We start from the raw sequence: 13,690 nt of genomic DNA on the forward strand, positions 1-13,690 counted from the left end.
AGTGAGTTTTTGTCAATCTGAATTTATTTCAGATTCTTTTGAATTTTGATGTTCAGTAAATTAAAATACTGAAACAAGTTCCGCATGACAAGATTTATTACTTTTTAGAAAGCCTCTTTTTTTGTTGAATGATTTTAAATTGTTTTTTTCGAAGGATATTTATTTGGTATTAATCACCATCATTATCTGTTGGTAAAATATTTACAGATAAAGTACTCGCAGCATCTACAGAGAAATATTGCAATAAAGTAGCTAAAGAAGCATGTAATGTTGCTACACTTTTATCTCCATTAGAAATTGCAGTATATAAATCTCCATCAATAGCATCAATATTAGTAAAAACGGAGTTAAAGTTATTGTCTATTTCTGTAGATATTTCTGAAGAACCTGCTATTTCATCAACAATATTTGCAAAATTGACACTACTTGTTGCATATGCTTTCTGTACTTCTTCTAAAGAACTTTTAATTAATTTTAAAGAACTTCTACTTCTATAAGCTTCTAAAATACTTAAATCTGTATTAGGAGATTTCTCTAAGCCTGCAGGTTTACCAATTTTAGTAACTCTAATAATATCTATTATATTTATGAGTTGATTAAAAGCCAAACAACGTGCATTTTCTACGCAAGACAAACTTTTGTAACTCTTAAAAGTTTCCTTGTAGCCTTGTTCCCAAAAATCGATTAATTTATTTATTTGTCTTAAATTTTCTTGTGTAATTGATAACAAATAATCTACCCTAAAAGTATTTTCTTGCAATAATGTAAGGCTGTTTTTTGCGATTTCTTTATCAAAAAGTAAATATTCTATTCCTGCTAAACCTTTAGAAACGGTGCTACTATTTTCTATATAAGTGGTGTCAAAACTTGTTTTCTCAGCAATGTTTTTTTCAATCAATGTTTCATTTACAGGAAAATTGTAAATGATAATATCAAAATAAAGCGATTTTACATCTACCACATTATAAACTCTAGTTTTAGAAAATGAACTTGCAGCATTTAACCATTGTTCTTGTAATAACGTAAAGTTTTCTTGCGTTGTATTTGTTTGAAAAGCTTCTGTTAATTCAATTTGTTTTGTAATTTCTGCTTTAAAATTATTTAAAGACGGAAGTATATTTGCATTATAATATTCTTCGTGAAAAAGATCTATTGCAGATGTTGAGTTGTCACTTTCTTTGCTACAAGACATTATTAAAAGGATTGTAGAAAGAAATAATAAAATATTTTTTTTCATAATTTTATAAAGAGTTTAAAAATTTAAGGACTTGTTCTCGTTTTTCTTTTGATAAATTTTTGAAGTTATTTTTAGCACTTTCAGCTTCGCCACCGTGCCACAATACAGCTTCTTCTATATTTCTAGCTCTACCATCGTGTAATAAAAAAGTATGATTGTTTACCGTTTCTATTAAACCTAAACCCCAAAGAGGTTGTGTTCTCCATTCGTTTCCGTTGGCTAAAAAATCGGCTCTATTGTCTGCAAGTTCATCACCCATATCATGTAACAAAAAATCTGAATAAGGTCTAATCGTTCTATTTTCTAATTGTGTTAATAAAGAATAATCATTACCAGTTGTAAAGTTGTTTACGTGGCAAGTAACACATGCCAAATCATTAAATAATTGTTTTCCTTCTAAAACATCAAGAGTTTTATAATCTCTTCTTTTAGGGACAGAAATAGCAGCTTGATACACCATTATTCTGCTCATTTGAGTATCGGTAACTTCTACCGTTTCACCAACATTATTTCCATTATTTAATTTGCTGCAATCTAAACCATTAGGGCAATTTTCATCAGGAAATAAAGACGTTGTTAATCCCATATCTCCACTAAAAGCGGCTGCTACTTGTTGTTCTAAAGAGGGTTGGTTGGCCTTCCATCCAAATTTACCAATGGTAGTTTTCTTTTCTTTAACATTCCAAACATAGTTTGCTTTACCAGAAATTCCATCACCATCTAAATCATTAATATCTTGGTTTTCCAAAATACTAGCTTCGCTTAAAGCATCTATAAAACCCAAACCAATTACTTGTGCCCCAACACGAGCAGATTGTTTTACATGCTGTAAACTACCATAATTTTCATTTACAATTGTGTAGGTTGGTTTTCTTAATTCATACGTTTCTCCGTCTGGATAGGTGCCTGTAATTGTTTGGAAACTTACATTAATAGTTCCTTCTTTAGTAATACCTAAATTAGAATTATCTTGTAATTGTCCGCCATAATTAGGGAAATCAATTGGTCCATTTATAGGATCATTACCAGCACTTAAACGGATTAAAAATCCTTGAGAACTTGCATTATTTTCTAATACTGGTTTTCCTCTTCCGTCATTAGAGTGACAAGAAGCACAAGCTCTCGCATTAAAAATAGGACCTAAACCATCTCTAGAAGTGGTGGTTGCAGGTGCAGAAACCCAACTTTGCTCAAACATAGCATTACCAATGCCAAAGAAAGCAGATTCTAAACCGATTAAACCAGGGATACTCGTTCCAAAAGCTTTTTCTGCTGTAAAAGCTTCTATAGATAATTCTGAAACTAAGTTTTCTTCACCTAATTCATACTCAATATTAATGTACTCTTCATCTGAAAGTCCATCAGAATTACAAGAAAAAAACATGAATATTAAAATACAATAAAAATATTTCATTTGCTTTTATTTATAAAATAGAGAAAACTGAAGCCCCTAAAGTCTTCAGTTTTATTAAAAAATTAATACGTTTTACTATAATTATCCACCAACTGTAATAGTAACCCCTAATGCATTAGCTGCATCAGAAATTGCATGACTTTGTTCTACTAAAGCTAAAGCCAAATCATTAGCAGGACCACCAGAAGTTAAATTTTCTTCGCTAATAATTTCATCAAAATTCTTACCTAAACCTAATAAAGTATTTAATTTAGAAATAGTGTCATCTGCTTTTGTTTCTAAAGTAGTTCCAAAAGCGGTGTTGTTTTGCTTTACTAATGTTATTAAAGAAGCACCAGAAATTATAGCACCACTTTCTGTGGTATAACTACCAATAATAATATTGTTTATACCGTGTACATTTGCCCACATATCTTGGTTTGTATTGTCAGAAAAACAAGAATGTTCATTTTCTTGACCTTCATCAATAGCTGCATAAATTCTTTCTTGTGCAACCTCTCCATTAGAGATAAAACCAATTCCATTTAAGATGTTTTTTAGTGCAACTTCTTCGCTTAAAGCTTCAAAAGTTGATCTGTAAGTTCCTCCAACTTTCCAGGTAGTATTTAAGTCATTTAAATCGTTTACCAATAAATCTGTAACAACTTGTAAATAAGTAGCTCTTCTGTCTGCAAAGTCTGCTGTTGTATAATCTGTATAAGGTCTATCTCCAGAAACCGCATAATTATCTGTAGTTTGATTGATAGGATCGTAGTTTAAATCTTGTCCCCAAAGTAAAAACTCAATTGCGTGCCAACCAGTAGCAATATCATCTGCATCTATATCTTCATTTTTATTGATAAGATTATCGGCAGTTATAGTAAAAGAAGTATCTCCAATTAATCCGTTTTGTATAGTTCCTCCTGTAGTATTAAAAACATAATCAATAAAACCTTCATCTAAAGGCCATGCATTAATTCTTCCTTCTGTAGCTAAAAATCCTTCTGCAACCGTTAGTTTTTCATTATCAATAGGTCCGTTTGCTACTCTATACGCTTCTGTTTGTCCGTAAAAATCTCTTGCATGTAACCAAGATTTTCTGGCATCTGCTAAAGTTGTAATAGACGGATTTGCAATAAATTCTTCAATTTTTGTTTGCATAACTACCGCTGTGTTATACGTGTCTGCATAATTTGCAGCAGCAATAGTTGTGTAGTTTGTTATAAAATCTGCATTTGTAAATTCTTTTGTTATCATTTCTTCTTCTGCGTCATTACTAGAGCAAGAAATAGTTAAAATACTTGTAAATAAGAGTAATGTAAGCTTTGTAAAATTGAATTTCATCGAGTTAAGTTTATTTAGACTAGTTATAAATAATTTGTTTTTTTGAAGCAAATATACAATTCAAATGCAGTTACACAAACCTTATTTAGAATAAATAAAAATAACTTTAAATGTGACTTAATTGTTATCATTAGAGATACTAAGTTATTTTTAGTATAAAATTGATATATTATTTGTAAATTTGCACGCAATTATATCTTAATTGCAACATGACAGCACACAACAACAAAATTTTAGGAGAAGGGTTAACATACGATGACGTTCTTTTAGTCCCAGCCTTTTCCGAAGTACTTCCAAGAGAAGTAAGCATTCAAACAAAATTTACAAGAAATATTACAATCAACGTTCCTATTGCATCAGCGGCAATGGATACCGTTACAGAATCTGCATTGGCTATTGCTATTGCAAGAGAAGGCGGTATTGGTGTTTTACATAAAAACATGACTATTGAGCAACAAGCCAAAGAAGTTAGAAAAGTAAAACGTGCAGAAAGCGGAATGATTATAGATCCGGTTACTTTGCCTTTAACTGCTGTAGTTTCTGAAGCAAAAGCAAACATGAAAGAACATGGTATTGGAGGAATTCCTATTGTTGATGACAACGGTATTTTAAAAGGAATTGTTACCAATAGAGATTTGCGTTTTGAGCATGATAGCCAAAGACCAATTGTAGATGTAATGACTAGCGAAAATCTAGTAACTGCAGCTGTTGGAACTTCTTTAAGCGATGCAGAAAAAATTCTTCAGAATTATAAAATAGAAAAGCTTTTAATTGTTGATGAAGATTACAAATTAAAAGGATTAATTACTTTTAGAGATATTACCAAAGTAACTCAAAAGCCAATTGCTAACAAAGATTCTTTTGGTAGATTAAGAGTTGCAGCTGCTTTAGGTGTTACTGCAGATGCAGTAGATAGAGCAGAAGCTTTAGTAAATGCAGGCGTAGATGCTGTAATTATAGATACCGCTCACGGACATACAAAAGGTGTGGTAACGGTTTTAAAAGCAGTAAAAGCTAAGTTTCCAGAATTAGATGTAGTTGTTGGTAATATAGCAACAGGTGCAGCAGCTAAATATTTAGTAGAAGCAGGAGCAGATGCCGTAAAAGTTGGTATTGGACCAGGTTCTATTTGTACTACCAGAATTGTTGCAGGAGTTGGTTTTCCTCAGTTTTCTGCAGTATTAGAAGTTGCCGCAGCTATTAAAGGAAGTGGCGTACCAGTAATTGCAGATGGAGGAATTCGTTATACAGGAGATATCCCTAAAGCATTGGCTGCCGGAGCAGATTCTGTAATGTTAGGTTCTTTATTAGCCGGTACAAAAGAATCTCCAGGAGAAACTATTATTTACGAAGGAAGAAAATTTAAGTCTTATAGAGGTATGGGATCTGTAGAAGCGATGAAACAAGGTTCTAAAGACAGGTATTTTCAAGATGTAGAAGATGATCTTAAAAAACTAGTTCCAGAAGGTATTGTAGGTCGTGTTCCTTATAAAGGAGAATTATCTGAAAGTATTCACCAATTTATTGGAGGTTTACGTGCAGGTATGGGGTATTGTGGAGCAAAAGATATAGAAACATTAAAAGAAACAGGACGATTTGTAAGAATTACCGCAAGCGGAATTAATGAAAGTCATCCTCATGATGTTGTTATTACTAAAGAATCGCCTAATTATAGTAGAAGATAAACACATTTTAAGATATAAAAAAACCGAGTAAAATTAATTTTACTCGGTTTTTTTATTTTACAAAAGTAATAATCTAAGATTAATATTTTTTGAGTCTCTTAGCATAGCTCTTTTATATGTCTATAGAACAAGTAAAATCTTATTTTAAGTCAATTTTAGCATTGCTTTCTTCTAATAAGTGAATGTATTCATCTACTTTAAAAACTTTACTATGAAAACGAGATGTTCTATTTCTTCCTTCATTTTGTCTAGTAATACTTCTGGCAAAACGTCTTACTTCGTCTTTTGTTGTTAAGATAATACCTGGTACTGGAGTACTTTTTCCATCATCATCTTTTGCTACCATTGTAAAATAAGAAGAATTACAATGTTTTGTTTCTCCAGTTCTAATGTTTTCAGAATCTACACGTAAACCAACTACCATAGAGGTTCTACCAGTAAAATTAATAGAAGCTTTCATGGTAACCAACTCACCAACTTCAATAGGATTTAAAAAATCTACTTTATTTACAGAAGCTGTTACACAGTAATTTCCAGAATGTTTAGAAGCACAAGCAAAAGCAATTTGATCCATCAAATTTAAAATATAACCTCCATGAATTTTACCACTAAAATTAGAGTTGGATGGTTTCATTAACTCCATAATCTTTACTTGCGATTCTTTAATGTATTTAAATTGTTTAGTCATAATTTAGTTTTAAGCTTATAAGAATAGGGCTTCTATAACTTAAATATTATCGTTGCCTATTTTTGTTTCTAATAAAGCTAAAATATCATTTTATTTACGCTCTTAAATAAAAAAGAGTACTTATTATCTATTATTAGGTATTTATTAGTTTAATGAAGTAATTATTATGGATTCTTTATTATTAAAGGTGTAAAATTATATGATTACTTGTGGCGGTATTTTAATTTAAAAGAACTTTTGAAATACATTTTTTAGTGATTTTTGATAAATAATATTAAGAAAACAATTTTTGAAGTTAAAATATACTTCCTTTTACAGAATTTTATATAAAAGTAGCACCTAAATTTTATGATATGTTAATATTAGAATAAATAATGCTTTAGAATAGCATAAAAAAAGTGCTATTTTATTTAAGAGTTGATAAAAAGGAACTGTAATTAATACAATTCGTATTTTTTATGCTCATTTTAAAGTAAATTTGTGCCACTTTTAAAAAGAAAAAATGAATTATATTCTATTTGATGGAGATGTTAGAAACGCTCTATTACCTTTTACATATACAAAACCAGTTGCAGACATTAGAATAGGAATATTAACCATTAGAGAAAAATGGGAGAAATATTTAGGTTTAACAACCACAACTATTACTCAGGAATATTTAGAAGAAAAATATCCGATGGTAGAAATGGAAGAAAATATTTTAATCAATGCCTCTTTTTGTCCGACTGAAAATTTGATTGAAAAAGTAAAAAATTTATCAAAAAATGAAGCTATTTTTAAAGGTGATGATGTCATTGCTTTTTTTACTTCAGATTCTCAAGAAGAAGTAAATTTTGATGAGTACACTCAAATTGAGTTTGATGAAGATTTGATACAAGTTAAAAACACGTGGGATATTTTTTCTTTAAATGAAAAAGCCATTCAACAAGATTTCGATTTAATTACAGAAGGAAGAGAATCGGAACCTATACCAGAAGGTACAAGGTATTTAAATAAAGAAAATATTTTTATAGAAGAAGGAGCAGAAATTACTTTTGCAACTTTAAACGCATCTACAGGGCCTATTTATATTGGTAAAGATGCTGTTATTATGGAAAATTCTGCAATTAGAGGACCTTTTGCTATGTGTGAAAATGCCGTTGTAAAATTAGGGACAAAAATATTTGGAGCAACCACTTTAGGACCTTATTGTAAAGTAGGTGGTGAGATAAGTAATGCTGTTTTATTTGCATATTCAAGTAAAGGACACGATGGTTATCTTGGAAATTCGGTAATAGGAGAATGGTGTAATTTAGGTGCAGATACTAATAACTCTAATCTTAAAAATAACTATGCAGAAGTAAAATTATGGGATTATGAAACTGGTCGTTTTGCCAAAACAGGCTTACAGTTTTGTGGTTTAATGATGGGAGATCACTCTAAATGTGGTATTAACACTATGTTTAATACAGGTACGGTAGTTGGTGTAAGTGCTAATATTTTTGGTAGTGGATTTCCAAGGAATTTTATTCCGTCTTTTAGTTGGGGAGGCGCTTCTGGATTTACAGAATATAAAACCAATAAAGTTTTTGAAGTGGCAGAAGTGGTTATGAAGCGTAGAAATATGATTTTTGATGAAAAAGATCAAAAAATATTAGAACACGTTTTTGAAGAAACGAAAAAATATAGAAATTACTAAAAAAGTTTGCAGTTTTCAGTTGCAGTAGGCAGTTAGCTTGTAACTGAAAACTGAGACGAGTGCTGCCAACTAATTAATACTCACATAAACGCTCGTATCGTTATGAGCGAGTTTTAAAATTAAAGACAAAATTGTACCGGAGTCTTCACGAGCGGGACGCTCTCGCTAGCGAAAGCGGTTAGCTTCTTACTGGAAACTGAGACTGTGCACTGGCAACTGAACACTGCCAACTAAATCAATAAGCATCCACATCCGTAATAAATCGGATAGGTCTAAAATCTTTAACAGCTTCAAAAGTATCTTTTATCTTTTGAAGTTGTTTTTTTGTTTGTGCTAAATTTTGTTTTGGCGGAATTTTAATGACAATATTCTTAATATATTGGTTTCTAACTCTAGAAACAGCTGGTGCAGTTGGGCCTAAAACGTTTTCACCAAAAGAACTAGACAATGCTTTAAAAAGCCAATTTACACCACTATCAACTTTGTTATAATCTTTGTGTTTTAGGGTGATTTTTATCAACCTATAATAAGGCGGATATTTATATTGCCAGCGTTCTTGCAATTGTTCTTTATACATTTCAGCATAACTTGTAGTAGATACTTGCTGCAATATTTTATGATGAGGGTTGTAGGTTTGTATGGCTACATTTCCTTGTTTTTTACTTCTTCCTGCTCTTCCAGAAACTTGCACCATCATATCATACGCGCGTTCATGTGCTCTAAAATCTGGAAAATTTAACATAGAATCTGCATTTATAATGCCAACTAATGTTACATTCTCAAAATCTAACCCTTTAGAAAGCATTTGCGTTCCCACTAAAACATCTATTTCTTTGGCTTCAAAAGCACCAATTATTTTTTGATACCCATATTTTCCACGAGTGGTATCTAAATCCATTCTTCCAATTTTAAAATCGGGAAATAAGGCTGTTAATTCTAATTCAATTTGCTCGGTTCCAAAACCTTTATTGTCTAAAGTGTTGCTACCACAAGCACCACAACTATTTGGCATGGATCTTTGATAGTTACAATAATGACAACGCAGTTCGTGTCTAAATTTATGATAGGTTAAACTGACATCACAATTTGGGCATTCTGGTGATACTCCACAAGTATTACATTCTACCACTGGTGAAAACCCACGTCTATTCTGAAACAAAATTACTTGTTCTTTTAAGTCTAAAGCTTCCTGAATTAGTTTTAGCAAACGATCAGAAAAATGACCAGTCATTTCCTTTTTTCGCTGCTTTTCCTTTACGTCTATTAATTCTATTTTTGGTAATTGTACATTTCCATGACGACGATTTAATGTAACTAAACCATATTTATTTTGTTGTGCATTAAAATAGGTTTCTATAGATGGAGTAGCAGAACCCAATAAGATTTTAGCATTATGAAGTTTTGCTAAAACAATAGCAGAATCTCGTGCATTGTATCTAGGTGAAGGCTCAAATTGTTTATAAGAAGTTTCGTGTTCTTCATCAACCACAATTAAACCTAAATTAGAAAAAGGTAAAAAGATAGATGAACGAGCTCCTAAAATAATGCGTGCTTTTGGTTTGTTTTCTAAAACATTATTCCAAACTTCTACACGTTCATTCATAGAATATTTAGAGTGAAAAACAGAAATTTGTTCTCCAAAATAAAACTGTAAACGTGTAATTATTTGCGTAGTTAATGCAATTTCTGGCAACAAGAATACTACTTGTTTACCTTGGTCTAATACTTCTTGAATTAACTTTGTATATACCTCCGTTTTACCAGAACTTGTAATTCCGTGTAAAAGTGTAACGTCTTTTTCTTTAAAGGTTTCCTTAATTTCTGCAAGTGCTTTTTCTTGAAATTCATTTAGCACTTTTAAATCATTTGTATCTCCATTAAAATTAATTCTATCTGTTTGAATGTGATAAAACTCAAAGATATTTTTATCAACTAAAGATTTTAAAATGGTAGCAGAAACAGTTGCTTTTTCTTCTAAATCTTTTGCTTTTATTGGTTTTTTAGAAGTAGATAATTGAAAATAACCTAAAACAGCTTCCCGTTGTTTTTTTGCTCTAGATAATTCTTCTAGTAGTTTTCCTAAAGAATCATCCGAAGAATAATCTGCATGTAAACGAACATATTTCACCAGTTTTGGTTTGTACTGTTCGTAAATTTCTTCTTTAATTATAATTGCTTCTTTTTTGATTAAAGAGTTTATTATAGGCATTACTTTTTGCTTTCCTAAAATAGCAATTACTTGATGAATGGTTAATTGAGATTGATGTTGTAAAGCTTCGAAAATTAAAAACTCATCATCTGCTAAAATAGCATCATCAGAAAAATCTTCATTTTTATTAATAATTGTTTCACTTTCTAACAAAAAAGCAGAAGGCAAAGCAGCTCTATAAACGTCACCCAAAGAACATACATAATAATTAGAAATCCATTGCCAATGTTTTAATTGTAATTCATTTACCAAAGGAACTTCATCTAAAATCTGATGAATTTCTTTGGCTTCGTACAAAACTGGTTTTGTTTGATGGATGTTTAAAACCAAGGCAGAATACATTTTAGATTTTCCAAAAGAAACTGCAACACGCATTCCTTTTTTTAGAAAATTAGCTTCATCTTCTGTAACAGAATACGTAAATGTTTTCTGGATAGGAATAGGTAGTATGACGTCTATGAAATGTGACAAATAGTTGTTTTTTAATTATTTGTGGTTATATTATTTTAAGAAATATAAAATTTTATTAAAAGGTTTCTCTTCTTAAATAGAAATCAATTTTGTTAATCGACTTCAATAATATAAAAATTAACGATGGATTCAAAATTACATAAAATTAGAATTAAAATAGCGCTTTTTTTCTATTGAGATTTAAAAAGAGAGTACAAGAAATTAATCTTGAATTTATTTTTAAAAAGGTGTTTTTTCTCTAGAACAAATTACTATGCTGCCTAAAAAATATAAAATTTGTAGTAGCTAAATGTTTTTTATTGCTTTTGATGGTTATTTTCTTTATTAAATTTAGTATTGGGTAGAATACATTTAATTATTTTATGAAAAAACAGGTGTTATAATAACTAATAACGCAAATTAAAGACGTTATATATATAAGAAAACAATATTCTTTTAGAATTATTAGAACATATCTTATTGGTTAAAAAACTTTTAAATTTTAATAAAAATATTAATTAGGTAGATTACTTTTACTTAATGAATTTTGCTTACAAAAAAATATATAAAATTGCATTTTGGGCAAGTGTTTTAGGACTGTTTGCCTTTATATTTCATTTTGGTTTTGATCAAAGTATATTAGTACAACAAATTATAGATGGGTTCTATTTTGTTGTAATTGCTTTAGGTTTAATGGCTACTTTTGTAAGATATTTTGCGAGTCTGCATCTCTTAAAAAGAAATGTAGCAGTATTTGATTTACTTTCTGTGGTGTATTCGTTAGGCATCTTTTATATGTATTTATTTGTAGGAGAAGCTTTTCAAACAGATTTAGTTTTAGAAAATCCGTTGTGGCTTGTTTTAGCTGTTATTTTATCATTTATTAGAGAATTTTCTGAACTGAAATTAAATTTGAAAAGAATTTACTTGAATCCTGCTCAGTTATTTATTTTAAGTTTTTTAATCATTATTTTTTTAGGTAGTTTATTGTTAATGTTGCCAAAAGCAACACACAGTGGTTTGTCTTTTATAAATGCTTTATTTACGTCTGCAAGTGCTGTTTGTGTTACCGGTTTATCTGTGGTAGATACAGGAACTTATTTTACGGTATTTGGTCAATCTATTATCCTTGTTCTTATTCAAATTGGTGGTTTAGGTATTTTAACTTTTGCCAGTTATTTTAGTTATTTTTTTAAAGGAGGTAGTACTTATGAAAATCAACTAACTTTAAGTGAAATGACCAACTCACAAAGAATTGGTGGGGTTTTTAATACCTTAAAAAATATTATTGTAATTACTGCAACGGTAGAGTTAAGTGCAGCTTTGCTTATTTATATTTCTTTAGGAGATCAATTAATTACCAATTTTGCAGACAAATCATTTTTCTCCATTTTTCATGCAATTTCTGCTTTTTGTAACGCTGGTTTTTCTACATTAAGTAATAGTATTTACCAAGTTGGTTTTCGTTTTAATTACCCGCTACAACTGGTTATTATTGCTACTTTTTTTTTAGGTAGTTTAGGGTTTCCTATTGTTGTAAATCTTTTAAATTATTTAAAACACGTAATTTTAAATTTTTTTAAATTTCAATCTTACAGAAAAAGGTATAAACCTTGGATTTTAAAAATTAATAGCCGTATTAACTTAATAACCACTTTATCACTTACAGGTATTGCATTTATACTTTTCTTTATTATAGAATACCACAATACTTTAGAAGAACACTCTCTTTTTGGAAAAATGGTAAATGCTTTATTTATTGCTACAACACCAAGAACGGCAGGCTTTAACTCTGTAGACCTAAATGCTTTGGCATCACCTACCATAATGATTACTTTTTTATTAATGTGGATTGGGGCTTCTCCTGCATCCACCGGAGGTGGAATTAAAACCAGTACTTTTGCCATTGCAATTTTAAATATATTAAGTCTTGCAAAAGGTAAAAATAGAATAGAAGTATATCGAAGAGAAATTGCCGATATTTCGGTAAAAAGAGCATTTGCCACTATAGCACTTTCATTAATTATAATAGGTTTGGGAGTTATGCTTATTACCATATTTAACCCCGAATTAAAATTATTAAACATCGCTTTCGAAAGTTTTTCTGCATATAGTACCGTAGGGTTAAGTTTAGGTATTACAGCAAGTCTGGGTACGGCAAGTAAAATAGTTGTAATTGCTATTATGTTTATTGGAAGAGTAAGTATGCTTTCTATAATGGTAGCGGTTTTCAAAAAAATTAAACATAAAAATTATCGCTATCCAAGCGAAGAAATAACAATAAACTAAAATTATGAAGTATATTATTGTAGGACTAGGAAATTTTGGAGGGCCTTTAGCTGAGAAATTAACAACGCAAGGAAATGAAGTTATAGGAATAGACAGTAATATGGCAAAAGTAGAAATGTATAAAGAAAGAATTTCACATACTATTTGTATGGATTCTACAGATGAATCTACTGTTTCTGGGCTCCCTTTAAGTGATACAGATATTGTTATTATTGCCTTTGGCCAAGACCAAGGTGCCAATGTAATGACAACCGCTTTGTTTAAAAATTTGCAAGTAAAACGCTTAATTAGTAGAGCAATTAATCCTTTACACGAAAAAGTTTTAAATGCCATTGGTATTGAAGAAATTGTGCATCCGGAAGAAGAATCTGCAGAACGATGGGCAAAAAAATTATGTTTAACAAACGTGGTAGATTCTTTTGAGTTAAGTGCAGATTTTAGTATTATAGAAGTAAATATTCCTACAAGATACATTGGTAGCAGTATTAAAGAAATTCAGTTGCGTAGAAAGTATAATATCTTAGCCTTAACTACCATTAAAAAAACAAAAGTAAAAACAGTTGTAGGAAGATCTAGAAATGAAGAACAAGTACAAGGTGTTATTGCACCAGATACTGTTCTTGATGAAAATGATATTTTAGTAATTTATGGTGCGAATAAAGATTTAAGAAACTTTACAAACCAATAATAAACCTCAGTAATATTTATTAAAATTTT

At 30.2% G+C, this 13,690-nt stretch carries 9 protein-coding genes; 4 read left to right on the forward strand and 5 right to left on the reverse strand.

Going from position 1 to position 13,690, the window contains the following annotated elements; genetic code table 11:
- Positions 1 to 169: 169 nt before the first annotated feature.
- The 3 genes from GQS58_RS07830 to GQS58_RS07840 all read right to left on the reverse strand — a co-directional run bounded on the left by GQS58_RS07830 (position 170) and on the right by GQS58_RS07840 (position 3,974).
- On the reverse strand, positions 170 to 1,237 hold the full coding sequence (locus tag GQS58_RS07830; RefSeq protein ID WP_166384585.1) for an imelysin family protein: 1,068 nt from the start codon (positions 1,235 to 1,237) through the stop codon (positions 170 to 172).
- A gap of 4 nt (positions 1,238 to 1,241) precedes the next feature.
- Positions 1,242 to 2,651 carry a di-heme oxidoredictase family protein gene (locus GQS58_RS07835; protein ID WP_166384587.1) on the reverse strand — a complete coding sequence of 470 codons (1,410 nt, stop codon included), beginning with the start codon at positions 2,649 to 2,651 and terminating at the stop codon, positions 1,242 to 1,244.
- Between the two features lie 81 nt (positions 2,652 to 2,732).
- Positions 2,733 to 3,974: an imelysin family protein gene (locus GQS58_RS07840; protein WP_166384589.1), complete on the reverse strand. Its 1,242-nt coding sequence runs from the start codon at positions 3,972 to 3,974 to the stop codon at positions 2,733 to 2,735.
- 209 nt (positions 3,975 to 4,183) lie between these two features.
- On the opposite strand from GQS58_RS07840, the gene guaB reads away from it, so the two are divergent.
- The gene (gene guaB, locus GQS58_RS07845; protein WP_166384591.1) at positions 4,184 to 5,659 is read left to right on the forward strand and encodes an IMP dehydrogenase; all 1,476 of its coding nucleotides are present in this window, start codon (positions 4,184 to 4,186) and stop codon (positions 5,657 to 5,659) included.
- Positions 5,660 to 5,798: 139 nt separating this feature from the next.
- On the opposite strand, the gene GQS58_RS07850 is transcribed toward guaB, so the two are convergent.
- Positions 5,799 to 6,347, reverse strand: a complete 549-nt coding sequence (locus GQS58_RS07850; RefSeq protein ID WP_166384593.1) for an acyl-CoA thioesterase — start codon at positions 6,345 to 6,347, stop codon at positions 5,799 to 5,801.
- A 502-nt stretch (positions 6,348 to 6,849) separates the two neighbouring features.
- Between GQS58_RS07850 and GQS58_RS07855 the strand changes: the two genes are divergently transcribed.
- Entirely contained in the window at positions 6,850 to 8,025 is a 1,176-nt protein-coding gene (locus GQS58_RS07855) for a GlmU family protein (protein WP_166384595.1), read from the forward strand.
- A 235-nt stretch (positions 8,026 to 8,260) separates the two neighbouring features.
- Here the strand turns inward: GQS58_RS07855 and priA are convergent, their stop codons facing one another.
- The gene (priA, locus tag GQS58_RS07860; protein WP_166384597.1) at positions 8,261 to 10,705 is read right to left on the reverse strand and encodes a primosomal protein N'; all 2,445 of its coding nucleotides are present in this window, start codon (positions 10,703 to 10,705) and stop codon (positions 8,261 to 8,263) included.
- A gap of 519 nt (positions 10,706 to 11,224) precedes the next feature.
- Between priA and GQS58_RS07865 the strand changes: the two genes are divergently transcribed.
- A complete protein-coding gene (locus GQS58_RS07865; protein ID WP_166384599.1) occupies positions 11,225 to 12,973 on the forward strand; it encodes a TrkH family potassium uptake protein in 1,749 nt (582 codons plus the stop codon).
- Between the two features lie 4 nt (positions 12,974 to 12,977).
- The gene (locus GQS58_RS07870; RefSeq protein WP_166384601.1) at positions 12,978 to 13,661 is read left to right on the forward strand and encodes a potassium channel family protein; all 684 of its coding nucleotides are present in this window, start codon (positions 12,978 to 12,980) and stop codon (positions 13,659 to 13,661) included.
- Positions 13,662 to 13,690: the final 29 nt, after the last annotated feature.

Source organism: Polaribacter sp. 11A2H (genome assembly GCF_011379025.1).
Taxonomy (GTDB): domain Bacteria; phylum Bacteroidota; class Bacteroidia; order Flavobacteriales; family Flavobacteriaceae; genus Polaribacter.

What these genes read in the sequence shown, in the direction of transcription:
- GQS58_RS07830 (WP_166384585.1), bottom strand. Translation starts at nt 1,237, where the DNA reads ATGAAAAAAAATATTTTATTATTTCTTTCTACAATCCTTTTAATAATG.
- GQS58_RS07835 (WP_166384587.1), bottom strand. Translation starts at nt 2,651, where the DNA reads ATGAAATATTTTTATTGTATTTTAATATTCATGTTTTTTTCTTGTAAT.
- GQS58_RS07840 (WP_166384589.1), bottom strand. Translation starts at nt 3,974, where the DNA reads ATGAAATTCAATTTTACAAAGCTTACATTACTCTTATTTACAAGTATT.
- guaB (WP_166384591.1), top strand. Translation starts at nt 4,184, where the DNA reads ATGACAGCACACAACAACAAAATTTTAGGAGAAGGGTTAACATACGAT.
- GQS58_RS07850 (WP_166384593.1), bottom strand. Translation starts at nt 6,347, where the DNA reads ATGACTAAACAATTTAAATACATTAAAGAATCGCAAGTAAAGATTATG.
- GQS58_RS07855 (WP_166384595.1), top strand. Translation starts at nt 6,850, where the DNA reads ATGAATTATATTCTATTTGATGGAGATGTTAGAAACGCTCTATTACCT.
- GQS58_RS07865 (WP_166384599.1), top strand. Translation starts at nt 11,225, where the DNA reads ATGAATTTTGCTTACAAAAAAATATATAAAATTGCATTTTGGGCAAGT.
- GQS58_RS07870 (WP_166384601.1), top strand. Translation starts at nt 12,978, where the DNA reads ATGAAGTATATTATTGTAGGACTAGGAAATTTTGGAGGGCCTTTAGCT.